Source organism: Dictyoglomus thermophilum H-6-12 (genome assembly GCF_000020965.1).
GTDB lineage: Bacteria > Dictyoglomota > Dictyoglomia > Dictyoglomales > Dictyoglomaceae > Dictyoglomus > Dictyoglomus thermophilum.
This window is the reverse complement of the sequence record NC_011297.1, coordinates 796247-821483: the sequence shown is the minus strand read 5'-3', so window position 1 is coordinate 821483 and position 25237 is coordinate 796247. Positions and strand designations below refer to the sequence as shown.

General features: G+C 33.2%; 26 protein-coding genes and 2 tRNA genes. 7 read left to right on the top strand and 21 right to left on the bottom strand.

The window, feature by feature from the left end; genetic code table 11:
• The first annotated feature begins 18 nt into the window (after positions 1-18).
• The 6 genes from DICTH_RS03915 to DICTH_RS03890 all read left to right on the top strand — a co-directional run bounded on the left by DICTH_RS03915 (position 19) and on the right by DICTH_RS03890 (position 4732).
• Positions 19-1056, top strand: a complete 1038-nt coding sequence (locus DICTH_RS03915) for a glycosyltransferase family 4 protein (protein ID WP_012547713.1) — start codon at positions 19-21, stop codon at positions 1054-1056.
• The gene (locus tag DICTH_RS03910; RefSeq protein WP_012547833.1) at positions 1053-2216 is read left to right on the top strand and encodes a glycosyltransferase family 4 protein; all 1164 of its coding nucleotides are present in this window, start codon (positions 1053-1055) and stop codon (positions 2214-2216) included. The genes DICTH_RS03915 and DICTH_RS03910 overlap by 4 nt, the downstream gene beginning before the upstream one ends.
• Before the next feature lie 161 nt (positions 2217-2377).
• Positions 2378-2668, top strand: coding sequence for a co-chaperone GroES (gene groES, locus DICTH_RS03905; protein ID WP_012548136.1), 291 nt, complete (start codon positions 2378-2380; stop codon positions 2666-2668).
• 30 nt (positions 2669-2698) lie between these two features.
• Positions 2699-4315 carry a chaperonin GroEL gene (gene groL / locus DICTH_RS03900; protein WP_012547084.1) on the top strand — a complete coding sequence of 539 codons (1617 nt, stop codon included), beginning with the start codon at positions 2699-2701 and terminating at the stop codon, positions 4313-4315.
• Positions 4316-4571: 256 nt separating this feature from the next.
• Positions 4572-4646: transfer RNA gene (locus tag DICTH_RS03895), tRNA-Gln, on the top strand.
• Positions 4647-4656: 10 nt separating this feature from the next.
• Positions 4657-4732, top strand: a tRNA-Glu gene (locus tag DICTH_RS03890).
• Between the two features lie 837 nt (positions 4733-5569).
• On the opposite strand, the gene DICTH_RS03885 is transcribed toward DICTH_RS03890, so the two are convergent.
• From DICTH_RS03885 to DICTH_RS03860, 6 genes are all read right to left on the bottom strand, one after another.
• Complete coding sequence (locus tag DICTH_RS03885) at positions 5570-5866, bottom strand: hypothetical protein (RefSeq protein WP_041723209.1); 297 nt, start codon at positions 5864-5866, stop codon at positions 5570-5572.
• Between the two features lie 85 nt (positions 5867-5951).
• Positions 5952-7790, bottom strand: a complete 1839-nt coding sequence (locus DICTH_RS03880) for a DUF262 domain-containing protein (RefSeq protein ID WP_012547567.1) — start codon at positions 7788-7790, stop codon at positions 5952-5954.
• A 94-nt stretch (positions 7791-7884) separates the two neighbouring features.
• On the bottom strand, positions 7885-8595 hold the full coding sequence (locus tag DICTH_RS03875; RefSeq protein ID WP_012548419.1) for a hypothetical protein: 711 nt from the start codon (positions 8593-8595) through the stop codon (positions 7885-7887).
• A gap of 15 nt (positions 8596-8610) precedes the next feature.
• Complete coding sequence (locus tag DICTH_RS03870; RefSeq protein ID WP_012548166.1) at positions 8611-8994, bottom strand: DUF1284 domain-containing protein; 384 nt, start codon at positions 8992-8994, stop codon at positions 8611-8613.
• Positions 8984-9889 (bottom strand): 50S ribosomal protein L11 methyltransferase, encoded by a 906-nt coding sequence (gene prmA, locus DICTH_RS03865; protein WP_012547599.1) that lies wholly within the window; start codon positions 9887-9889, stop codon positions 8984-8986. The genes DICTH_RS03870 and prmA overlap by 11 nt, the downstream gene beginning before the upstream one ends.
• A 1-nt stretch (position 9890) precedes the next feature.
• Positions 9891-10670: a S4 domain-containing protein gene (locus tag DICTH_RS03860; RefSeq protein ID WP_012548449.1), complete on the bottom strand. Its 780-nt coding sequence runs from the start codon at positions 10668-10670 to the stop codon at positions 9891-9893.
• A gap of 115 nt (positions 10671-10785) precedes the next feature.
• On the opposite strand from DICTH_RS03860, the gene DICTH_RS03855 reads away from it, so the two are divergent.
• Positions 10786-11721 carry a D-alanine--D-alanine ligase family protein gene (locus tag DICTH_RS03855; RefSeq protein WP_012547129.1) on the top strand — a complete coding sequence of 312 codons (936 nt, stop codon included), beginning with the start codon at positions 10786-10788 and terminating at the stop codon, positions 11719-11721.
• A gap of 1 nt (position 11722) precedes the next feature.
• On the opposite strand, the gene lgt is transcribed toward DICTH_RS03855, so the two are convergent.
• The 15 genes from lgt to DICTH_RS03780 all read right to left on the bottom strand — a co-directional run bounded on the left by lgt (position 11723) and on the right by DICTH_RS03780 (position 25237).
• Positions 11723-12553: a prolipoprotein diacylglyceryl transferase gene (gene lgt, locus DICTH_RS03850; RefSeq protein ID WP_012548602.1), complete on the bottom strand. Its 831-nt coding sequence runs from the start codon at positions 12551-12553 to the stop codon at positions 11723-11725.
• Positions 12554-12574: 21 nt separating this feature from the next.
• Complete coding sequence (locus DICTH_RS03845) at positions 12575-13015, bottom strand: signal peptidase II (protein ID WP_236608283.1); 441 nt, start codon at positions 13013-13015, stop codon at positions 12575-12577.
• Positions 12964-13413: an N-acetyltransferase gene (locus tag DICTH_RS03840; RefSeq protein ID WP_012546965.1), complete on the bottom strand. Its 450-nt coding sequence runs from the start codon at positions 13411-13413 to the stop codon at positions 12964-12966. Before DICTH_RS03840 ends, DICTH_RS03845 begins: the two co-directional genes overlap by 52 nt.
• Positions 13410-14303 carry a signal recognition particle-docking protein FtsY gene (gene ftsY, locus DICTH_RS03835; RefSeq protein ID WP_012547783.1) on the bottom strand — a complete coding sequence of 298 codons (894 nt, stop codon included), beginning with the start codon at positions 14301-14303 and terminating at the stop codon, positions 13410-13412. The genes DICTH_RS03840 and ftsY overlap by 4 nt, the downstream gene beginning before the upstream one ends.
• Before the next feature lie 2 nt (positions 14304-14305).
• The gene (locus DICTH_RS03830; RefSeq protein ID WP_012547121.1) at positions 14306-17560 is read right to left on the bottom strand and encodes an ATP-binding protein; all 3255 of its coding nucleotides are present in this window, start codon (positions 17558-17560) and stop codon (positions 14306-14308) included.
• Entirely contained in the window at positions 17557-18270 is a 714-nt protein-coding gene (gene rnc, locus DICTH_RS03825; RefSeq protein ID WP_012548268.1) for a ribonuclease III, read from the bottom strand. The genes DICTH_RS03830 and rnc overlap by 4 nt, the downstream gene beginning before the upstream one ends.
• Entirely contained in the window at positions 18254-19507 is a 1254-nt protein-coding gene (fabF, locus tag DICTH_RS03820) for a beta-ketoacyl-ACP synthase II (protein ID WP_012548777.1), read from the bottom strand. The genes rnc and fabF overlap by 17 nt, the downstream gene beginning before the upstream one ends.
• A 65-nt stretch (positions 19508-19572) precedes the next feature.
• Positions 19573-19812, bottom strand: a complete 240-nt coding sequence (gene acpP, locus DICTH_RS03815; RefSeq protein WP_012547933.1) for an acyl carrier protein — start codon at positions 19810-19812, stop codon at positions 19573-19575.
• A 43-nt stretch (positions 19813-19855) separates the two neighbouring features.
• A complete protein-coding gene (gene fabG, locus DICTH_RS03810; protein WP_012548461.1) occupies positions 19856-20596 on the bottom strand; it encodes a 3-oxoacyl-[acyl-carrier-protein] reductase in 741 nt (246 codons plus the stop codon).
• 1 nt (position 20597) lies between these two features.
• Entirely contained in the window at positions 20598-21518 is a 921-nt protein-coding gene (gene fabD / locus DICTH_RS03805) for an ACP S-malonyltransferase (RefSeq protein ID WP_012547560.1), read from the bottom strand.
• A 22-nt stretch (positions 21519-21540) separates the two neighbouring features.
• Positions 21541-22527, bottom strand: a complete 987-nt coding sequence (locus tag DICTH_RS03800; RefSeq protein ID WP_012548355.1) for a beta-ketoacyl-ACP synthase III — start codon at positions 22525-22527, stop codon at positions 21541-21543.
• A gap of 25 nt (positions 22528-22552) precedes the next feature.
• Positions 22553-22744, bottom strand: a complete 192-nt coding sequence (gene rpmF, locus DICTH_RS03795) for a 50S ribosomal protein L32 (protein ID WP_012547328.1) — start codon at positions 22742-22744, stop codon at positions 22553-22555.
• Positions 22744-23283, bottom strand: a complete 540-nt coding sequence (locus DICTH_RS03790) for a YceD family protein (protein ID WP_012548178.1) — start codon at positions 23281-23283, stop codon at positions 22744-22746. The genes rpmF and DICTH_RS03790 overlap by 1 nt, the downstream gene beginning before the upstream one ends.
• Positions 23284-23298: 15 nt before the next feature.
• Positions 23299-24498, bottom strand: coding sequence for an acetate/propionate family kinase (locus tag DICTH_RS03785; protein WP_012547032.1), 1200 nt, complete (start codon positions 24496-24498; stop codon positions 23299-23301).
• Positions 24499-24592: 94 nt separating this feature from the next.
• Positions 24593-25237 (bottom strand): CBS and ACT domain-containing protein, encoded by a 645-nt coding sequence (locus DICTH_RS03780; RefSeq protein WP_012548223.1) that lies wholly within the window; start codon positions 25235-25237, stop codon positions 24593-24595.

The window sequence follows — 25237 nt, the reverse complement described above, 5'->3', positions numbered from 1 at the left end:
AGAGACTCGAGGTGAATTATGAATAAGAAAATAAAAGTTAACCTGCTCTTTAAACCAGGTATACCATCGGCAAGAAAAAAAGGTGGTGGGGACCAAACAGCTTGTAAGATGTTATATGAAGCACTAAAAAAGAGAAATGATGTGGAAGTTTATTATAACGGAACATTAAAAGAAGGACCATATGATATACTTCATTTCCATTCCTTAGGAGATGTCTTTTTTAAGTATGCAAAACAAAGCTCTGATAGTAAGATAGTCTTTACAGCTCACGTAATAGCCGACACAATGCTTGGTAGCGCAATTCTTGCTGAGAGATGGAAGTCACTCTTCGCCCAATATCTTTTATTATTTTACAACCAAGCAGATGCTGTCATTGCAGTTTCCCCCTTAGAAGTTGAGAAACTAAAAGAGATGGGAGTTAAAAGCGAAATTATATTTATTCCAAATGGTATAGATCTAAGTTTATTCAAAAAAGACGAAAAACTTAGAAAAGAAATGAGAAAAGCCTTTAGCATATCTGATAATGAAATCGTGTTATTAAGTGTAGGACATATAATAAAAAGAAAAGGGTTTGATACCTTTGCTAAAGTGGCAGAAGCCCTTCCTCAATATAAATTCGTATGGGTTGGAGGTATACCATTCTCCTTCTTCAGTGGAGGATATGGAGAAATTAAAAAGATTCTAAAAGATCCACCACCTAATTTAATATTACCTGGACCTATTCCCCATGAAGAACTCAATAAATTTTATAACATGGCAGATATATTCTTTTTCCCCTCAAGGCAAGAAAACTTTAGCATAGCTGTATTAGAAGCTTCTGCAGTTGGACTTCCTCTACTTTTAAGAGATATTGAAGAGTACAAAGCTCCTCTATCCCCCCATTATATACCATGGAATGAGAATGATGTGATTCAAAAAATAATTCAACTTGCAGAAGATAAAAGTTTGAGAGAAGAATACTCAAAAAGAGCTACGGAAATAGCTAAAACCTATAATATAGAAAAAACTACCGAAGCTACAGTAAATTTATATAAAAAACTACTAGGAATACTATGAAAATAGCCTTTTTTACAAATAATTACCTCCCTAATACTGGAGGAGCAGCTATAGCAGTTGAGAGCTATAGAGAAGCTTTAGAAAAGCTAGGACATGAGGTTTTTGTCTTTGCTCCCAAATATCCACCCTGGTTTCCCAGATATAAAGATGATTCTAACAAAAAGGTTTGGAGATTCCCATCCTTTGCTCTAAAATTTATTACCCCTCAGCCCATACCTTTATACTTTTCTTTTTTCGTAGAGGATTTTTTTAAAAAACAAAACTTCGACATTGTGCATTCTCATCATCCTTTTGTGATAGGAAAAACAGCTCTAAAACTTGCAAAGAAGTATCGCATACCTATTGTTTTTACCCATCATACCCAATACCACAAATATGTACACTATATACCTCTAATTCCAGAAAAAATTTCTGCAAAGTTTGCTATTCAGGAAAGCGTTAAGTATGCTAATCAAGTAGATTTAGTTATAGCCCCTACTAAGGAAATAAAAGAAATGATAATAAATTTTGGCGTAAAAACCCGAATCGAAATATTACCTACAGGAATAGATTTTTCTCTATGGGAAAAGGATATTTCAGAAGAATTTCTTAAAAATTTTCCATGGAAAGATAAGAGAATATTACTTTATGCAGGAAGACTTGCAAAAGAAAAGAATATCCCATTTCTATTCTACTCTTTAGAAAAACTACTTAAAAACAGGGATGACACCATTTTTCTTGTAGTTGGAGATGGTGAAGAAAAAAAGAACCTAGAAAACCTAATAAAAAAACTAAATTTAGAAGATAAAATTATACTAATGGGCTGGTACCCAAGAGAAGAACTAGTAAATTTCTACAAAATAGCTGAAATTTTTGTGTTTGCCTCCACTACTGAAACCCAGGGGCTAGTAACCCTAGAAGCCATGGCTGGTGAATGTGCAGTAGTAGCAATAAGAGCTCCAGGCTCTATGAGCCTAATAGAAGATGGAAAAGAAGGCTTTCTTGTAGAAGAGGATCTGGAAGAATTTTCCAATAAGGTAGAACTTTTACTGAATAATCCTGAACTTTTAAAGATGATGCAAAAGAACGCAAAAATCAAAGCACAAGAGTTTTCCATAGATAGGAGCGCTATAAAATTAGAAGAATTATACAGAGAATTGATAAAAAACAAAGAAAAATAGCAATATTTTCTGATAAATTTGATTTTTTAGGATTTTTTTACTATTTTTTGTTGATTTTATTTATTGAACCACAGTTAAGAATTAATATATATTATTTTTTGGTTTTAGCACTCACCAAATGAGATTGCTAACAAAAATTTTAAGAAAGGAGGCTGGGAAAAGTGAAATTACGTCCTATTGGTGATCGTGTAGTAGTGAAGGTTATTGAGCAAGAGGAGAAAACAAAAAGTGGTATTGTTTTACCCGATACTGCAAAAGAAAAGCCCCAACAAGGAAAAGTCATCGCAGTAGGAACTGGTAGAATTCTTGATAATGGTCAAAAAGTGCCATTAGAAATCAAAGAGGGAGACAGAGTAATATTTGCTAAGTACGCAGGGACTGAAGTCAAAATTGAAGGTGAAGAATATCTTATTCTCAGCGAAAGAGATATTTTAGCTGTTATTGAGGAGTAAAAAACTTTTAGGAAAAAGGAGGGATGGAATATGGCAGCCAAATTAGTGAGCCTTGATATGCAAGCAAGAACAGCACTAATCAGAGGTCTCGATATTGTTGCTGATACTGTAAAGATCACTTTAGGACCAAAGGGAAGAAATGTAGTTCTTGAGAAAAAATTTGGGGCTCCAGTTATAACAAATGATGGTGTAACTATTGCTAAAGAAATTGATCTTGAAGATCCTTTTGAGAATATGGGAGCTCAACTTGTAAAAGAGGTTGCTTCCAAAACTAACGATGTTGCAGGCGATGGTACAACTACCGCAACAGTTCTTGCACAGGCATTAGTACATGAGGGAATGAAACATGTTGTCGCTGGCGCAAATCCTATGTATGTAAGAAGAGGAATAGAAAAAGCTGTTGAGAAAGTAGTAGAAGAATTAAAGAAGATTGCAAAACCTGTAGAAACAAAACAAGACATTGCCCATGTAGCAGCTATATCTGCAAATAACGATACAGAGATTGGAAATCTTATTGCTGAAGCAATGGACAAAGTTGGAAAAGATGGTGTTATAACCGTAGAAGAATCTCAGGGAATAACCACTACCTTAGAATTAGTTGAAGGAATGCAATTTGATAGAGGATACCTTTCTGCATATATGATCACAGACCCAGAAAGAATGGAGGCAGTATTAGAAGAACCATATATCTTGATAACTGATAGAAAAATTAGTGCAGTAAGCGAGATCCTACCAATACTTGAGAGAGTTGTCCAAACAGGTAAACCACTAGTAATAATAGCAGAAGATGTTGAGGGTGAGGCTCTTGCGACCTTAGTAGTCAACAAATTACGTGGAGTATTACAATCTCTTGCAGTAAAAGCACCTGGATTTGGTGATCGTAGAAAAGCTATGCTTCAAGATATAGCTATACTAACAGGAGGTCAGTTCATCTCCGAGGAGACTGGAATCAAACTTGAAAATGTAACTTTAGACATGCTCGGAAGAGCTGAAAAAGTAAGAGCTAACAAAGATAAGACTACCATTATCGGTGGAAAAGGAAATAAGAAGGATATTGAGGCTAGAATTGCTCAAATCAAAAAGCAATTAGAAGAAACTGATTCTGAATTTGATAGAGAGAAATTACAAGAGAGACTTGCAAAACTTGCTGGTGGTGTAGCTGTAATAAAGGTTGGAGCAGCCACTGAGGTAGAACTCAAAGAGAAGAAACATAGAATAGAAGATGCATTATCCGCAACTAAAGCTGCCGTAGAGGAAGGTATTGTTCCTGGCGGTGGTGTAGCCTTACTAAGAACAATAAAAGCCCTCGATGATGTAAAAGTTGATAACGAAGATGAAAGAATAGGAGTAGAAATTGTAAGAAGATCCTTAGATGTACCATTAAAGTTAATAGCTAACAATGCTGGTAAAGAAGGATCAATTATTGCAGAAAAAGTTAAAGAAATGGATGGACCAATGGGATACGATGCAGCAAACGATAGGTTTGTAAATATGTTTGAAGCTGGAATTGTAGATCCTGCAAAGGTAACTAGATCTGCATTACAAAATGCTGCAAGTATAGCAGCCTTAGTATTAACTACTGAGGGTCTCGTAGCTGAAAAGCCAGAAAAAGAGAAACAAACCCCTCCTCCACCACCTGAGTACTAATAAGAATTAAACCCCCAGGAAAAACTCCTGGGGGTTTTTATTTTTTATGTGGTAAATACTTAGATTTAGATCATTTATTTTTTGCAAGTCTTAAATAAAGAAAAAAACCAAAACTACTATTTATGTAATTCAAAAGTAGACAATTTTAAAAAGAAAGGAGGGAAAAAGGACTCACTAAAGAACTACTGATTTTAGGAGAAAGCTCGATTATATTGACAAAATCGGCGTTATATATTAACATAATCTTGTAAAAAACTGGGGAGTCGTCTAGCTGGTAGGACGCCTGACTCTGGATCAGGTAGGGATGGTTCGAATCCATCCTCCCCAGCCAGAAAAAAAGTGGCCCTATCGTCTAGTGGACTAGGACGTTGGGTTCTCAACCCAAAAACCGGGGTTCGAATCCCCGTAGGGCCACCAAATATAAATTTTTGTAACATTATGCTTTTAGAAAGTATTAGGGTTGTCACGAAAATTTAAACACACTTTGAGAATTCTTTTTAGAAAAATATACTTGACTTAATAAAAATATTTTTATCCAACTTGTTTACTCATTTTTAATTAGACGAAATAACTTGGGATACAAAAATTTTTTTATAGGACGCAAAAGTTCGCTTATGGTTGCTCCCGCAATATTTAAAATCTCCACAACGTCATTCTTAATCTAAAATACTCATTTCATCACAGTTTTTTGATATAGAGTTTAAAGCTTCCTCATTTAAACAATTTCTTATTTTTGATTCTTTAGGAATATCAAATAAGCCAAATCCCCAAATTTTTCCATCTTTACTTTTATTAATTTTTCTTAGAATAACTGAATACAACATACATGTTATAGGATGAATTTTCCCTTTAGAATCTCCATATAAATTCCGTAAAACATAACTAAATGCCCCAAAAAATATATCATTTATATCAAAAAAAAGGTGGTATTATTCTATCAAATCTGTGGTAAAAAATATCTCCACTAATTATCAATTCTCTTACTTTTTAAAATATAGCTCATCAATTCTATTATTAGTTCGATCTATTAATATAAGTCCTAGCCCGTCTTTTTCCTCTAACCATTTGAAATACCGTTGAACAATATCTTGAATTGATTTTTCTCTAACCCATATCTCACATCTTTTCCTATCCTCTTTGTTTTTGTGATCTTTCCATTCTCTCCAGAGAGTAACTAGAGGAAGTTCTACAACAGAACAAAAGAATGAAAAAATTTCTTTTTCGCCTAAATAAACAATTTTTTCTAAATATTCTTTATATTTTTTTTAATTCAGACTCCAATGTAGGAGAGTTTGATTTTTTTATTTTCTTAATTTTACAAGTAAAATTACTCCATTTAAATTCTTTGTCTGTATCTTCAAATTTCAATATATCCCTCTTAATTTCTCTTAAATATAAAATAATTTTCCATAAACAAGATAAATCAAAAACACAACCACCCATCATAAAGAGATTTTTGTGCCAATCTCCAACCTCATCCAAAACTAGAAGATATGTTTGAGGATATCTCTCAATCTTCTCCTCCATAGCCTCAGTTCTTTGCTTCGCCACAATATTACAAAATTCATTTAACTCAGTCTTTACATCTCTTTAAGTACCTTAAAACAACTTTAAATGTCTAATAAAATTATTATCTTTAGAAGCTCTCTTTCAAAATCTTTTCTATCCTTTTAGGTGACCATATTATATCGGCAAGTTGACAATAAAGTTCTTGTCTCTCTTCAAGTTCTTTTTTCCCAAATTTAGAATAGGGCTTAAAAGGAAGACCTGTCTTTTCAATGAAATTAAGGAATCCAGGATTGTGATTATAGCAATCTTCGTGCAAAGATTTTGCAAGTAAATTTTGACCAAAATAATGTTTTAGCTTTTCCGTATAAAGAAGATCACCATAGGATGCATTGAAACTCTTAGGCAATATCAAAAGTCCTCCAATTTTATTTCTATGTTCTTCAAAATCTGATAAGCTTGAAAATTCACCCTTTAACTCATTAAAGGCATTTTTTGACCATATATGCTCAATTTCATATCTATTTGGACCCTTAGCTATATACTCCTCAAATCGGCTTTTCAGGCCTGATTCTACCTCAACAAAATCAGTCATCCTTGCTAGAATATAATGCACATAAAACCTTCTAAAAGATATTAATTTAAAGTTTTTGTTCTTAGCAAAGTTAAATTTATCTTCTGCTAACTTTCTTAATAATATCTCACCTAAGTCGTATAAGGATTTATCTCTAATCTCCTTTATTATATTGAAGCATATGTATTGCATGTTCTTATAATCTATACCTTTATAATTCCAAAGTCTACGCACAAAAACAATATCAAGGAAATCCCCCACAATTTGATATTTCTTCTTAATGTTTTTGTCATCATCTTCGATATTAATCGAAGCGAGAAGTACTGGATACTGGAGAGTAAATCCTAAATAACTTAGATAATAGATAGACTCTAACCCCCTTGTTAGTTTCTGAGAATATTCCTTTAATTCTTTATACCTTTCTGAATAAAATTTCACATCCTTAGTTATAAATTTATAAAAGTCATCAGAATCTTTTAAACCAATAATTATTTCATTCTCCTTAACCCATCGATGCATTTCTGTTCCTATTCTATCAAAATCAAGAGGTTTAGAATCCTTTTTCTTCTCACGAATACTATTTGCAAATTTTCCTCTCATCCACGCTTTAAAAGCTTCGCTATCTTCATTTTTTCCTAAACGCCTCAAAGCCTCTACTTTCTCTCTCCAAACCTTTGCAGCCTCATTTCTTTTATTAGTATCGCTAATTCTTGATAAAAGATAGCTTTTCAACATTTCAATGGGAGTCAATGAAAGACCTCGATCATTCATCGTTTCAAATATCTTATAAGCATCCTCCTCTACGTGAGTTGTTATCTCTACAAGATAGACATTTTCTATCAACCAATCGCTAAAGTAAAGAAATGCTTTATCATCAAAATCATCAGGAAAGAATGTAGGTATTTCTTTATAGCTTTCAATAAGATTCTCGATAGACTCGGAAACACCGTTTATATCAGGAACATTTCCTTTAACAAGCTCATCAAGGTAAGGTTTTCTTTCCTCCACATCAATATTGTAAGTCTTTTTGCCAAAAACATCTGAGAATACAAGACTATACAACTTAGCTTTCTGGTCTTCATCCTTTAATATATTTCTCAGATAAATAAGTAGCAGTGTTAAAGTTGTAAGACGTTGCTGTCCATCAATAATATATTTCTGAGCATCCTTCTCACAAATAATAATAGCTCCAAGATAATATTTACTATAATTTGCTATCTTCTCTCTAGAATCTTCGGGATCGTAATCTTCTAGAAAACACTCAACTAAATCCTCAATTAACTCCTTGACCTGCTTAGTCTGCCATTTATATTCCCTCTGATAGTAATCAATAAGATATCTTTTATCCTTAAGAAGTTCTCTTATACTCTTTTCTTTTGCGCTTATTTTTTCCATTTATTTGTCCCCCTAAAAGATTTTTTAAAATTGCTTTTGTTCTATTATACCCAAAGAAACATTTATCTCATAACTTAAATCCTATACTAACACCTTAAGCAGAATTTCTAAAGTATTCATTTTTAGAAAATATATTGCAAATCATCAGGTTTAATTTCTCACTTTTTTCATATTCAGCCAAATTAAAATCAGGCTCTCCACAAACATCAACTCCAATCACATTAAATTGGGAGAGAAAATTAAGTAAGTTAAAAAATTCTTTAATATCCATATTACCTTGCTCCCAATTAGTATTTAGGTACTTTTTATCAAGAATGTCCTTATCTATACTCACATAAATAGGCAAATCTCCTATCATGGTTTTTAAAGGTTTAAAATTCTTGCTTATTACAACTAACTTGTTATTATTTTCTCCAGTATTATTATCGGAAGTAAATAAAAAAATTTTATTTAAAGATGAAATTTTCATAACATCTCTCAACCATGATCCACAGCTAATGTACCCCTCAAAAGTGCTTTTTAGATCCACATGATGATCTATAACCACAAGATTAAATTTAATATTAATGCTTTTTACAAACAGATAAGTAAAGTAATGAAAATCACTTTTACCTAAGAACTTAATTCCACTTATTGAATTAACAAATTTCTCAAGCTCCTTCAATCTGTCATAAGAACAGAGATACCTTACCTGTTTAAATCCTCTTAAATCTATTACTTTTCCAAATCTCACAAGATTTCTTTGATTAAAATATGTATCGTCAAAACAAAATAGGTATATATGAGATTTTTCTTTTTTATACATAATCCATCCCATCCTTTATCCAAAGACACCCTTTTCACTACACAAAGAAAACCAAGAACAATCCTTACACAAATCCTCAAAATCCTTCCTATTAAAATTTTTAAAAATTAGTGATTTGACATAAGCAAAATCATATAGTTCTCCCTCTAAACTTAATCCAAGCCTTGAAACAATCTCACTGTCTTTATACATTAGCTTATTATCAACATCTTTTCTACATTCGTTATTCTCCATATAAGGACACTTTTTGCATATATCATCACAATACAAAACTAAAGAGAATTTTCCCCTATTCTCAAGAGCTTCTTTAACCTTATACATGTTCTCTACAAAATCTTGAGAATATCCTTTACCCTCAAAATGTAAAAGACAAAACAAATGATGCCCTCTAATCTTCATTTTTACCTACCACAGTAAACCAACCTTCTTTCTCCCTTATCTCCAAGATTTTTATGTTATTTTCCTCAAAAGATTTCAAAACCATATCTAATTTCTCTCCTATGATGCCAGAAGTAATGTATACTCCACTTTCTTTCAAAACTCTTTTAACTTCAGAATTTAGTTTTAAAATAATCTCTGCAATTAAATTTGCCACAACTATATCATACTTGTCCTCTATGCCAATAGTAAGATTAGCCTGTTGAAACTCTAACTCTACATTGTTTCTCTTTGCATTTTCTTTTGCAACCTCTACAGCTTTTTTGTCAATATCAATGCCTTTAACCTTACCTGCACCAAGTTTTTTAGCCACAATAGAAAGAATTCCAGAACCAGTTCCTACATCTAAAACATCCATTCCTTCTTTCAAATATTTCTGAAGCATTTCAATACACATAATAGTAGTAGGATGACTACCTGATCCAAAAGCCATTCCCGGATCCATTATAACTAAAATCTTATCTTCGGTAGTATCTACTTTTTCCCAGGAAGGCAAAATTAAAATTCTTCCAACATATATTGGTTTTGCATACTTTTTCCATTCATTAGCCCAATCTTCTTCTTTAACAACTCTATACTCTACATCTTCTACATCCCCTAACCCTTCAAAATTTTCTTTAATTCTTGCCTTCAATCTATTTATTATCTCTTCCATGTCTGTATCTTTGTCAAAATAGGATCTTATAAGCACATAGTCTCTCTCTGCAAACTCCTCATCTACATAATCCCAGAGAACAGAGTTATCAAAGAAATTATCTTCTATAGCTGTACCCTTTGAACCCAAAATCTCTAATATGGCAATTATAGGTTCTTCTAAGTCTTTCTTAGTTTTTAATATTAATTCAAAATACTCCATGCTATCTCCTTAGACTTCTTTCAATTTCCATGTAAAATTTACCCTTTTGAGTAACATTAATTTTATTGATTTTAAAATTTCCAAGCCCCTGAACTATTACTATGTCTCCCTCTTCCAATTCATAATGAGCATCGTATACTTTTTTCCCGTTAACTGTTACCACCCCAGCTTTTATATAGCTTTGCATCTTACTTCTTGAGATCCCTAATGCAGCACTACCAACAGAGTCTAATCTCTTAGAACTCTCTGTAGTACGTATAACTCTTGTAATTTTAGAATAAGCTTTAAGTTGTTCAAGGGTTAAAAGTTCAAAATCAATTTGATATTCATTAAATAGTTTCTCAACATCAGATAAAATTTCGCTTGCCAAAACTAATTTTATCCCATCTGAATACCAAATATCCCCTAATTTATTTATTAAGTTATTTTTTTCAAAAATCTCCTTTAAAAATGAAATAGAAATTTTATCCTTAGATCTTATGCTTAATCCCACTAAATATTTACTGTAGTCTATATACTCAATCAACTCTATCTTATCTGATATAAATCCCATCTTTCTTTCCGCTCCATCTACGCCGCCATAAAGCGATGTATATAATTCATTAACAAAATAGCTACTTATTTTCTGAAAATAATACTGTTCTGTCAAATCTAAGAAATCAGTAATATAGAGTCCACCCCTTTGGGCTACCCTCTGAAATATTTCATATAAGTCTTTAATTTTTCCCTTCAATTTTTCATCTTTTATCTCCAAAAAAATATCCTCAATTTTTTGGGTCATTAAACTTCCTCCTTTTTTGATTTCTATTATAACAAGATTCATCTTTATAAAAACAAAAATTAAGTGTAAAATTTTTCTAATAGACCTTAGGAAAAGAAAGGAGAATCTTTACTTTATGAAAATTGGTGTTCTTATCGGTGTAAAATCAAGTGAAAAAGAGATTGCTTTTAAAACAGCTCGAAACATTGTAAATGCTTTAAAGTTAAAAGGTTACGATTACATTGAGATTCCCATTGATGAAAATGTAGTAGAGAACATTAAAAAAGCAAATATAAATGTAGCCATTATATCTGCCCATGGAAAATATGGAGAAGATGGAACCATTCAAGGATTACTCGAGCTTCTTGGTATTCCATATGTAGGATCTGGAGTCCTTGCAAGTGCCCTTGCCCTTGACAAAACAATGGCAAAAAAAATATTTACCTTTCACAATATTCCAACTCCTAAATGGATAGAATTATCTAAAAAGGAGCTTGAAACAAAAGATTTAAATAATATTGTAAAAAATGTATCAAAATTAAAAAAACCTTGGATCATAAAGCCTGCAACTCAAGGATCTACTATTGGGCTTTCATTAGCAAGCACAGAAGAAGAACTATTAAAAGGTATAGAATTGGCTTTTAAATATGATGAAAATATAATCATCGAGGAATATATAAAGGGAAAAGAGATTACAGCAGGAATCTACGATATTAATAATCCTGTATGTTTACCCCTTATAGAGATTATACCTAAAACAGGCTTTTATGATTATGAAACTAAATATACTCCAGGACTCTCAGATCATATTATTCCTGCGAGACTTCCCAAAGAAGTATACGAAAAAGCCCAAGGGCTTGGTATTTTAGCTCACCAAGCCCTTGGGTGCAGACATCTATCAAGAGTTGATATGATCGTAGAGGAAAATACAAACCATATCTATGTATTAGAAGTTAACACTATTCCTGGAATGACCGAGACAAGTCTATATCCAGAAGCCGCAAAAGCCTTTGGTATAGACTTTCCTGAACTTATAGATAGTTTTATAAAAGCAACCCTTAAAAACATATAACTTATCTCTTTTTGCTAACTTTAGGTTTTGTGGTCATAACTTTCCAAAAGAGACACTGCTCGGGAATTATAGGACGACCAGCCTTTCTTCTTCTATAAGCATAGATGCCAAAAGCAATTAGGAGTAAAGAAACTGTTTGAGATCCTGTTAAATATAGGAAATTACGTGGATTGTCTCTAAAGATTTCTACTATAAAAAAGGCAAAGGAATAGTAAATGAAGAAATTAGTTGCTACTTCTCCATCAAAAGTCTTCCTACTTTTAACCCTCAAAAGATATATAAATACGATAAGGAAAGCAACTGTATAATAAAGCTCCGTAGCATGCCTATAACCATAGACATTTGGAAACTTCACTCCCCAAAGAAGTGGAGTTTCATATCCATAACAACACCCATTAAGAAAACAACCAATTCTGCCAATAGCACTTCCTATGGTAACGGCAGGAGCTAATATATCTAAGAACTTCCAATAATCAATCTTGTATTTTCTAATATAAAGCAAAACTACTATTAGTGCTACGAAAAAGCCACCAAAAAATATTAATCCGCCGTCCCATAAATGAAGAATTGTGATTGGGTTAGTTTTATAAGCATTCCAATATTTAATAACATAAACTGCCCTTGCACCTATTATAGAAGAGATTATGCTCCATACTGCTACATTAAGAACGTGATCTGGATCAATATTTTCTTTCTTAGCCCATCTCATAGCAAGAAGAATACCAATAAGAAAACCAAGAGCCACAAAAGTTCCCCATGAATAGATAACAATTGGTCCTATTTTATACTTCAAAAACTGGAATTGTGGAATCGTAAGTAATTTTGGATACATCCTTCCTCTCGACCTCCTTCTTTATTTTATTAGTTTAAAAAACACCAAAACCCCTCCTAAAGTAATAAACAGATCTGCCAAATTAAAAACGAAAAAGTTCTTCAGATGAATAAAGTCTATCACATATCCATAAAAAACTCTATCATATAAATTGCCAAGAAGCCCACCCAAAATGAAAGCTAAACCTAAAAATTCATACCTCTTATATAAGATAATAAGGACAATTAAAGCTATTAAATTAAAAAATAGGATGATCTTTCTTGTAAACTCAATTCCAAAAGCAATTCCATAATTGTGAGTAAGAAAAAAACTTAGAAAAAAATCCACATTAATCTTACTGAAGTAGCCCCTTTCAGCAAGTTCTTTGGTAATCCTATCTAAGATAAAAATTATAAGAACTACTAAATACTTCATAAGTAATATAGAAGAGCTATTTCTCCACAATCTGGAAATTTTGGACACTTAACACAATCGCTCCAAACCTTAAAAGGTAATGTCCTTTTGTCTATCTCTACAAAGCCAAGCTTCTTGAAATACTCTGGTATATATGTCAGTGCAAGTACTCGTTTTAATCCTAAGAATTTGGCCTCTCTCAAACATGTATCTACAAGCTTCTTACCATATCCCTTACCCCTATACTCATCCCTAACAATCACTGACCTAACCTCGCCTAAATCTTCCCATATTATATGCAAAGCTGATGTTCCTACTACCTTTCCATCAATAACAAGGATGTAAAAATCTCTAATATTTTCATAAAGATCACTTAAAGATCTGGGAAGAAGCAAACCTTTTTCTGCAAACTCATTAATCAATTTATGAATCTCAGGAATATCTTCTACCTTAGCCTTCCTTATCATACCTTAACCTCCGGTATAAATGACTCAATGAACTCGTTAGGGTCAAAAACCTTCAAATCCTCTACCCCTTCTCCTATAGTCACAAGTTTTACTGGTATATTGAATCTTCTCACCACATTAAATATTACTCCTCCCTTTGCAGTTCCATCCAGCTTTGTTAAAACAGCTCCGGTTAAATTCACTGCATTATGAAAAGTTTCTACCTGCCTTATTACATTCTGGCCTAAGGTAGCATCTATAACTATAAGATTTTCTGAAGGTCCATATCCTAAAGTTCTTTCTACTACTCTATTTATTTTTTTGAGCTCCTCAATTAAATTACTTTTAGTATGCATTCTACCAGCAGTATCTACAAGAAGAACATTCTTATTTCTCGCTCTTGCAGCCTCAATAGCGTTGAACACAACTGCACCCGGGTCTGCTCCTTCTTTTTGAGCTATCACCTCAACTCCTACTCTCTCTCCCCATATCTTGACCTGATCAATAGCTGCAGCTCTAAAAGTATCTGCAGCAGCTATAATAGGAGAATATCCTAAACCTTTAAGGTAATATGCAAATTTACCCACAGTACTTGTTTTTCCTGTACCATTTACGCCTATAAAAACAACCACATTTAATCTATCCTCAAGAAGATCAAGTCTGTAATCTAAGTTCTCCAAAATAGCTTTTAGATAATTAAATAAAAAGTCTCTTAATTCCGGGGTATTTGTTATTTTTCTTTTTCTTATTTCACTTATGATCTCGTTAGTAAGCTCAAGCCCTAAATCGCTTTGTATAAATTCCATCTCAAGTTCATCTAAAAGATTATCGTCAACTCTTGAGAACTTAAGAATATTTTGTAATCTCTCAGCAAATCCTTTTATTTTAGGCAATCTGTCCCAAAAACTCAATTCTATACCTCCTCTTTTACTTTCCAAGATAAAACTTGAGAAGATCCCTTTTCATTCAAAGTTACTCCATATATTACATCTGCATATTGCATTAATACTGGATTATGACTAATTAGAATAAATTGATTTCTCTCACTTAATTCCTTTATCTTCTTACCTAAAATTTGAGCATTCTGATTATCTAAAGCTGCATCTATCTCATCCCAAAAACAGAAATTTACAGAAGCAAGTTCCACTGCTGACAAAAGAAGCACAATTCCTACTATACTTTTTTCTCCCCCAGAAAGCATTAATAAATTTCTCCAATTCTTCTTCTGAGAGTAAATCCTCAAACTTATATCTGAATCAAGAATATCTTCTTCGCTTTCAACTAACAAATCAAGTTCTGCATTAGGGAAGAATAATTTCCAATTATTTTTAGCCTTAATTTTAAACTCTTCAAAAGCCTTTAAAAATCTTCTTTCTGCCTCTTCCCTTGTATCTTTTATAATCTTTTTTAAGGAATTAATAGACCCTTCAATATCTTCTATCTGGAAAACAAGAGAATTATATTTGGCTTCCTCCTCTTCCAACTTAGCTTTAGCAAGAAAATTAATTGGACCTAATGATTCCATCTCCTGTAATATCTCAATTTCTAATCTCTTTAAATCCTCTTCTGGAAGATCCATTTTAATCTCTAAACCTTCCCGATAATTTCTCTGATATTCAAATTCTAGATCTTTTATTCTTTCTTTAATATCTTTTTTTCTTTCTTCCAGTACTACAAATTCCTCTCTCAATTTTTGCCATTCTCTCTCAAGCTTTTTTATCTCATTTTTAATTCTTTCTCCTTCTTCAAGAACCTTTTTATTTTCATCCATAAAAATTTCTTTTTCCCTTCTTATATTCTCATATTCAACTTTAAAATCTTCTAAAGCCTTTTCCAAAAGCTTCAACTCTTCCTTAAATCTTTTTTCCTCTTCCTCTAAATTAAATAGGCGCCCATTTAGTTCTTTTAAATCTTTTTTAACTACAACTAAATCCTTCTCTGTCTCAATCTTCTTAAATCTTTTATCATCATAACTCTTTCTAAGATTCTCAAATTCTAACTTTGTTCTTTCAACTTCATTTGACAATCTTTCAAATTCTTCTAAAATGTTCTTTCCCTCTTTCAAGTAATCTTCATACAATCTAAGCTTACTTTCAATCTCTCTTATCTCTTTTTCCTTTTCATTTATTTTAGACTCTATTTTTGTAATCAAATTCTCTAATTTTTGTCTCAACTTTCTATTTTTATTAATACTATTCTCTAAATCTTCTATATCTCTTTTTAGAAACACATTTGCCTCACTATAATCCTTTATTTTTTCCTCAGTTTCAAATATTGCTCTCTCGGTGTTAAGCGTTGCCTCAACACCAAACCTTACACCCCCACTTATAGTACCCGAGGGATGAAAAACCTCTCCTTGAAGGGTCACAATCCTCCAGCCGTCCCATAGCAAATTTTTGTGCATTGAGGCTGTTTGGAAATCTGTGAAAATTAGAACATTACCTAGTACGTTTTTGACTAACTTATCATATTTCAGATCATAACTTACCACATCTATTGCTCTTACAGCATTCTCCAAAATATCTTTAGGTATTTCCTTTATTCTTTCATCTCTACATAATGTAAGAGGTCTAAAAGTAGCCCACCCAAGTTTTTTATCTTTTAAATAACCTATAAGTTCCTTTGCAACATCCTCATTATCCACAACAATGTCATATATGGTATTACCTAAAAGATTATATATAGCAACAAGATATTCCTTTGGCACATTGATAATATTTTTAACAATATCATGAACTCTATCTTTTTTATGTAATAATAATTCTCTAACCCCACGAGGAAGATTTTCAAAAGTAGCCTCCTTTAATTCTGCAAGAATATTGTTAAGTTTCAGTATTTCCAATTTGTTATTCTCATAAACATCTTTTTTTCTTCTTAAAATTCTGTTTTCTTCTGTAAGTTTAACTTCGATTTCTTCTTTTACTTTCTGTAAGATTTCAATTTTCCTTCTATATTTTGTAATAAAACCTTCCAAACTTTCTCTTTTAATTTTTATGTCTTCAATACTTGTCTGTTCTTTTAAAATAGGTTCAAAAGCTCTTATTTTATCCTCTAGTTTTCCCTTATTTAAGATAAGTTCTTGGAGTCTGTTTTCTTTCTCTTTAAGCTCTGCCTCAATTTTTGAAAAATCATCATAATCAAAATTTTTAAGAAGTTCGACAATTTCCTTTTCTTTTGTTTCTAGATCAAGAATTTTTTCCTTTAAAAGAATCTTTTCCTTCTCAATCTTTCTTAAACTATCTCCAATAAGCCTTTCCTTCTCTCGGTAAACATTTTCTTTTAGAGTTACCTCATAAACCTTTTTATCTATATTCTCTAGAATCTCTCTTAGTTTCAATAAATCCTTCTCGATTTTTCTGTATTCATCACTGAGTTCTTCACGCTTTACCGAGTTTACATTAATCAACTCATTTAATTCTAAGATTCTCTTTTCGATCTTTTCTTCTTCCTCTAAATATCTATCAATGTTTTCTCTTAATTTTTTAAGACTGATAAAAGCCAATGTAGTTCTAACATCTTCCAACTTACTTTTCAATACATCATATCTTTCAGCAATCCTTACTTCCTTTCTTAATCCTTCAACAACTGTGAAAAGATCCCTCCTTTTCTCCTCAAGCTCATTCCACTTACTCTCAATTACCTCTAATTTTAACATCAATTCCTTTACTTTCTCATGATATCCTGAGATGCCAGCAATATTCTCTATCAACTCCCTTATTCTTCCATTTTCTTTCAAAATCAGATCTTCAATCTCTCCTTGTCCTAAAAAAGCAAAGCCATACCTACCTAATCCAAAATTATTAAGAAATAGCTGAATATCTTTCAGTCTAACCATTTTGCCATTTATATAATATTCGCTATCTTCATCCCTATATATTTTGCGAGTAATGAAATAATCTTCGCCAAAAATATTCAAACAAAGTTCTACTTTCGCATAATTAGCTTGGGAATAAAATTTGTTTCCACCAAATATAACTTCATCAGTTTTTTCAGCCCTCAAAGTTTTTACTCTTTGCTCACCAAGCACCCAACGAATAGCATCCAATATATTACTTTTACCACTTCCATTAGGGCCTGTGATGACAGTAAAATTTTGAGAAAAAGGAATTTTATTATTCCCAATAAATGACTTAAAATTGGTAAGCTCTAAACTCTTTAGATAAATCATCTTCTCATCTTCTCCAAAGCTATCTTAGCTGCTTTGATTTCAGCCTCCCTTTTAGTTTTACCTTCGCCTTCTGCTATTTTATTATTATCGATCCATAACTCCACATAAAAAATCTTGTTATGTTCCGGACCTTCTTCACGGGTAACAATATATGAGGGTTTCTTTCCCTCTTTCATAAGTTGGGATTGTAAAAGATTCTTCCAGTCAATTTCCATTTCTACACTTTCTATTTCTTCTCTAAAGATTCTTTCCACAAAATTCTTTGTAAATTCGTATCCTTTATCCAAATAAAGAGCACCAATAAAAGCCTCAAAAAGATCACTTAGAATGGAGATCTTCTCCCTACCACCCTGTTTTTCCTCTCCTTTTCCTAATAAAATCAAATCACCTAAATTGAGACTTTTGGCTTTTTTATACAAAGTTTCTTCCTTTACCATATAGATCCTTTTTTGGGTTAAAATACCTTCTGAAGCCTCTTTATATCTTTGAAATAGTATTTCAGTGATTATCATATTCAATACTGCATCACCAAGAAACTCTAATCTTTGATTATCATACTCAAAATGAGGATTTTCATGCTTAAAAGAAGGATGAGTTAAAGCCTCTATTATTAGATTCTTGTTATCAAAAGAAATTCCCGTTTTTTCTTTTACCTTAGATAATATCTCATCCAGATCTATATTTCTTAGTTTGTTACTCTTTTTTTCCATCCTCGTATTTTTTGAATATCAAAGTAGCGTTTTGCCCTCCAAACCCAAAGGAATTCTTTAAAGCATATTTTACATCCCACTTGCGTGCCACATTAGGTACGTAGTCCAGATCACATTCTGGATCTTTTTCCTCATAATTTATAGTAGGATGAAGTATTCCTTCATATATAGAAAGAACTGTAGCTATAGATTCTACAGATGCTGCTGCACCAAGAAGATGCCCAATCATCGACTTAGTAGAACTAACAGGAATTTTGTATGCATATTCTCCAAAAACCTTCTTAATAGCAAGAGTTTCAATTTTATCATTCAGCTTAGTGGAAGTTCCATGAGCATTGATATAATTAATTTCCTCTGGCCTTATATTTGCATCTTTAATTGCCCTTTTCATAGATAAAACTGCACCATTTCCTTCAGGATCTGGAGCAGTAATATGATATGCATCATCAGATGCGCCAAACCCTACAATTTCAGCGTATATTCTTGCTCCTCTATCCAATGCATGATTAAGTTCCTCAAGAATAAGAATTCCTGCTCCTTCTCCCATCACAAAACCGTCTCTTTTTGCATCAAAAGGCCTACTTGCCTTTTCCGGCTCATCATTTCTCGTAGACAAGGCTTGTAAAGCACAAAATCCAGCAATCCCCATAGGGGTTATAGAAGCCTCGCTACCTCCAACTATAGCAAAATCTGCTTCACCCGAGGAAACCAATCTATAACCGATTCCAATAGCATGAGCAGAAGAAGCACAAGCAGAAACAGGAGAATAATTTGGTCCTTTAAATCCAAAGAATATTGAGATATTCCCAGAAGCTATATTTATAATAACCATAGGAATCAAAAAGGGACTAATCCTATTTGGTCCCTTTTCAAACAAAGTCCTAAATTGGTTTTCTAAGGTTTCAAAACCTCCTATGCCAGAGGTAACAATGACAGCTGTATTCTCTTTTTCCTCCTCAGTAGGATTCCAACCTGAGTCTTCGAGGGCAAGTTTTGTAGCTGCAATAGCAAACTGTGAAAATCTATCAAGCCTTCTTGCCTCTCTTTTATCTATAAAATCCTCAGGATTAAAGTCCTTTACTTCGCCCGCAATCTTTGTTGGAAAATCGTCAACCGAAAACTTTGAAATACGAGAAATTCCTGATTTACCTTTTTTAATATTTTCCCAGAAAATGTCTTTTCCAATCCCTACTGGAGAAATAACCCCAAGACCCGTGATTACAACCCTTCTCCTCATTAAATCAAATACCCCCTTTAAAAATAAGGGTACTGGACTCTCCTACCAGTACCCTTTGCTAAAAATTAAAGTTTCTTTTCTATATACCTTACTACGTCTCCGACAGTTTTGAAGTTCTCTGCCTCTTCATCTTGAACATCAATACCAAATTCTTCTTCTAGTGCCATAATTAACTCTACTGCATCCAAGGAATCAGCCCCTAAATCCTCTTGAATGTTTGAGTCCATGGTAACAAGACTCTCATCTACCCTGAGCTGATCTACAATTATTTTTTTGACTTTTTCAAAAATGGTGCTCTCATCCATTTACACATTCACCTCCTTCTTAATGTTGACTTTATAAAAAATACTAAATAGAAAGTCCTCCGTCAATACTTAAAACCACCCCAGTAATATAGCTAGCCTCATCAGAGGCAAGGAATTTTACTACATTTGCTACATCCTCAGGGTTTCCAAATCTACCCATAGGTATTTCCTCAAGTACTTTTTTCTTCATTTCTTCTGACAAAACCTCTGTCATATCGGTCAAGATAAATCCTGGAGCAACAGCATTTACAGTAATTCCTCTTGAAGCCACCTCTCTTGCTACTGCCTTTGTAAAACCTATTATCCCTGCCTTTGCTGCTGCATAATTAGCTTGCCCTATATTTCCCCTTAAACCTATTACTGATGAGACATTTATTATTCTCCCATATCTTTGTTTAAGCATAATTTTTACAGCTGCTCTTGTACAGTAAAAAACACCTTTTAAATTCGTATTAATAACTTGTTCCCATTCTTCGTTTTTCATTCTTATTAGCAAGTTATCTTTAGTTATACCTGCATTGTTCACTAATATATCCAATCTTCCCCATTTTTCAAGTATAAAATTAAACATCTTTTCAACCCCTTCTTCCACACTTACATCCGCCCTAAAAATTTCTCCTTCCGCCCCTATCTTTTTTACTTCTTCTAAAGTCTCCATAGCTGCTTTTTCGTTTCCTTTATAATTTATCAGGACCTTTGCTCCCTCCTTTGCGAGAGAAAGCACTATAGCTCTACCTATACCTCTACTACCCCCTGTAACTAAGGCTACCTTATCTCTAAACATACTATAATTCCCCCCTTATGTTTTCAAAATCTGTCACCTTCTCTATACCAAAAACTTTCACATTAGGATCTATCTTTTTTATAAGTCCTTGAAGAACTTTTCCAGGACCAATTTCTATAAAAACCTTCTCTCCCAAACTAATTAGTTTATTTATAGTATCCACCCATTTTACTGAGGAAGTAAACTGCTTTACAAGTATAGCTTTTACTTCCTCTTTATCTTTGACTATATCTCCTGAAGTACTACTTACTATGAGCACTTTAGGATCGTTAAAATCTATCTTTTGCAGATAACTACTAAAGATTTCCTCTGCCTCTTTCATTAACGGAGAATGAAAAGGCCCACTTACGGAAAGGGGAACTACCCTTTTTATTCTATCTTTCATCTTCGAATACCATTCTTCAAAAGCCTCTTTTTCCCCTGAGAGAACAATCTGGGAGGGAGCATTGTAATTTGCAGCCCATAAAGATTTTCCATCTTTCTGCAGTTCTTTAAGACTCTCTTCTATTTCGGCCAACTCTCCTCCTATTACTGCCCACATACCACCTGCTATCTTCTCGGCCACATCACTCATAACTTCAGCTCTTCTTTTTATAAGATTTAATCCAGTCCCAAAATCAAAAACTTTTCCAGCATAAAATGCTGAATACTCTCCCAAACTATGACCAGCAAGATAATTAGGTATAATACCATTTCCCATGACATAATCCGATAAAATAGCACTAACAATAAAAATTGCTGGCTGAGATATCTTTGTATCTTTAAGTACATCCTCAGGACCATCCTGTACTTTCCTAATAAATTCATCACCTAATAACTCTCTTACTATATCAAAATACACAGCAAACTCTTTCCTATTTAAAAAATCAGAAAACATACCTACATATTGAGAACCCTGCCCTGGAAAAACAAACACACTCATAAATCTAACCCCCAATAAATTATTAGATTTCTTTCCATCTCATTATAGCCGAGCCCCAAGACAAACCAGCGCCAAAACCAACCAGAGCAACTATATCTCCATCTTTTAGTTTCTTATCTCTTATCAATTCCTCTAAAGCAAGAGGAATCGAAGCTGTAGAGGTATTACCATACTTTTGTAAGTTGATAGCAACTTTATCAAGAGGTATACCTAATCTTTCTGCTCCTGCCTCAATTATTCTTACATTTGCCTGGTGAGGCACAAGCCAATCTAAATCTTTTGAAGTCAAACTTGCCTTTGAAAGCGCCTCTTCCGTAACTTCTCCTATTACTTTTACAGAAAACTTGAATACTTCTCTACCATTCATCTTTATATAATGAAGCTTATTTTTTAAAACCTCCTCAGAACAAGGGTTCCTAGCACAACCTCCAGGAATAGCTAAAAGATCAGCACCAGAACCATCCAAATGTAGACTCCAAGAAAGTAATCCATAATTATCTCCAACCTCTCTCAAGACTACAGCTCCCGCACCATCTCCAAAAAGGACACAAGTATTCCTATCCTCCCAATCAATAAATCGCGAAAGAACTTCGGTTCCTATTACTAATACAGTCTTAACATCTCCCGTTCTTATAAACTGAGCTCCAGTTATCAGGGAAGAAACAAATCCTGTACATGCACTTAATAAGTCAAATCCACCAGCATTCTTCGCCCCTATTTTATTTTGAATTATTGCAGCCATAGATGGAAAGACCATCTCAAGAGAGGCGGAAGTAACAATGATTAAATCTATATCTTCTGGAGATATTTTTGCCATTTCTATCGCTTTTAAAGCAGCCTCTGCTCCCAAGTCTGACGGATTTGTATCTTTATCTGCTATACGTCTTTCTTTAATTCCAGTTCTTGTGGTAATCCATTCGTCAGATGTGTCAACCATTTTCTCAAGGTCAAAATTAGTTAAAATTCGAGGGGGGACTGCCGTCCCAATTCCAACTATTCCTACACCCATTTTAGAACTCCTTAAACTTCTTTTATTATTCTTTTTCCTCAGTCTTTACAGCTATAACTTCTCTACCCTCATAGTACCCACAGAAGGGACACACTCTATGAGGTCTTATTTTTTTATGACAATGAGGACACTCAACAAGAGCTATTCCTTCAAGTTTATACCTTACCCATCTTCTATCTCTTCTTGTAGTCGAGAGTTTTTTCTTCGGAAGTCCCATTACTTATTTCCCTCCTTTTTGTCTATAAACTTCATTAATGGTTCCCATCTGGGATCATATTGTCTTTTCTTTGAGCACTCACACTCCCCCATATTTAAATCTTGACCACAAACAGGACATAATCCTTTGCAATCGGGACGGCAGAGAGGTTTTACAGGAAGATTTAACCTTATAACGTCCTCCACTAAAGGATCCAAAAATAAACTTTCTTTCTCAAGAACAAACTTAAAATCTTCGTCTTTAAGTTCAATAATCTCTCCAGGACTTATATTTTTTTGAATAGGAACATCCCATAAGTATATTTCTTGAATTTTTGCCTCAAGATCATAAGGAAATTCTTTCAAACATCTACTACACACTAACTTAATCTTTGTCTTTAAAGATCCCTTTACTAAAACTTCTCTTCCTAAATTTACTAATTTTAGCTTAATGTGGACAGGTTCTATAAAAGAAATATCCCTATAGTTAGGAATAAACTCCTCTTCAAAACTAAAAACCTTTCCTACTTCTGAATGCAAATCTGCAAGATAGATCTCCAATATATCACCTTCTTATTATTTTTTGCCCACAACTCTTACTGTTTCTCTTGCAATCATTAACTCCTCATTTGTAGGTATAACCCATACTTCTACTTTAGAGTCAGGAGTACTAATTTTTAATTCTTCACCTTTAACCTTATTTTTCTCAGGATCAAGCTTAATACCAAGATGCTCCAACCCGCTACATATAAGGCTTCTTTCTAATGGACCCCTCTCTCCAACTCCAGCAGTAAATACGAGAACATCAAGGCCTCCAAGGATTGCATGGTAAGCTCCAATGTATTTTTTAACTCTATAAGCAAAAACTTTTAAGGCTAGCTCTGCCCTTTTATTCCCTTTCTCTGCAGCCTCCCCCACATCTCTAAAATCACTACTTACTCCAGATATTCCAAGAATACCACTTTTTTTATTAAGGATTTCATCTATCTGCTTTGGACTTAAATTCTCTTTCTCCATTAATAAAATTGGTATGGCAGGATCAATATCTCCACATCTTGTTCCCATTACAAGTCCCTCTAAAGGGGTATATCCCATACTAGTATCAATGGATTTTCCATTCTTAATTGCAGTTATACTTGCACCATTTCCTAAGTGGCAAGAAATGATTTTTAATTCTTCTACAGGTCTTCCTATTAATTCTGCCACCCTTCTTGAAACATAATAATGAGAGGTGCCGTGGAAACCATACCTTCTTATCTTATACTTCTCATACCATTCATAAGGAAGAGCATAAATATAGGCTTCTTCAGGCATAGTTTGATGAAAAGACGTATCAAATACTAAAACCTGTGGGACTCCTGGCATTAACTCCAAGCAAGCATCAACTCCTTGAAGATTATAGGGATTATGTAATGGTGCAAGATCAAGTATTCCTTTAAAAGTATTATATACTTCATCATTCACAAGAACCGACTCTATGAATTTATCCCCACCATGTACTACCCTATGTCCTACTGCATCAATTTCATTCAAAGAACTTAAGATTCCATCATTCTTATCCACTAATAATCTAAAAATCTCTTCTATCGCCTTTTTGTGAGTAGGTAAAGGAATTTCAAAAACTTTTTTAGATTCTACCCCCCTTTGATAAACTATCCTTGATCCATCAAGCCCTATTCTTTCTGCAAGCCCCTTTGCTAACACTTTTTCATCTTTCATATCAAAAACTTGATATTTAACCGATGAACTTCCACAGTTCAAAACAAGTACCTTCATAGCTACCTCCTTTTCTACCTTAGAAAATTCTCCACGTAATTATACTATAGTGAGTTTTTTTCCACAATATTTACAGATAAGGTTTAAAAATTTATTAAATTTTGCGTATATGTACTACTGTTATATTATTTTTTCTGAATATCTCATTTACAAAGGTAAGATTCTCTGTTTCTAAACGAAGCACCAAATAGCCATACTCTTCCGTATCTTCTGCAGGAAAAGTTGCCATACTCATTATATTTATGTTTTCCTTTGCTATAAGATCCACAATATGGGCAATCTCTCCAGGAGTATTTTTTATTCTTAAAGTGTATCTTAATCCCTTCTTCCCATCACCTAACATTTCAATAAAAGCCCTGAAAATATCGCTTTCAGTTATTATTCCAACCACTTCCCCATTTTCAATAACAGGTAAAGCACTTATCTTGTTATCTCTCATTATTAAAGCTGCCTCTTCAATAGGAGCATCAGCATCTACAGTGATGGGATTGGGAGTCATGGCATCTTTTACTTTCAATTTTTCTAAAAGGTAATTTATCTCAAAAATACTTAAAGACGTAGCTTGAGATGGAGAAACCGACCTTAAATCTCTTTCTGTCACAATGCCTACAAGCTTTCCTTTATCCCTAACAAGTAATCTTCTTATCTGAGAATTTTGCATAATTTTCCAAGCTTCTAATATAGAGGTATCTGGAGAAACACTTATAGGATTCCTCGTCATTCTCATTCTAACAAGCAT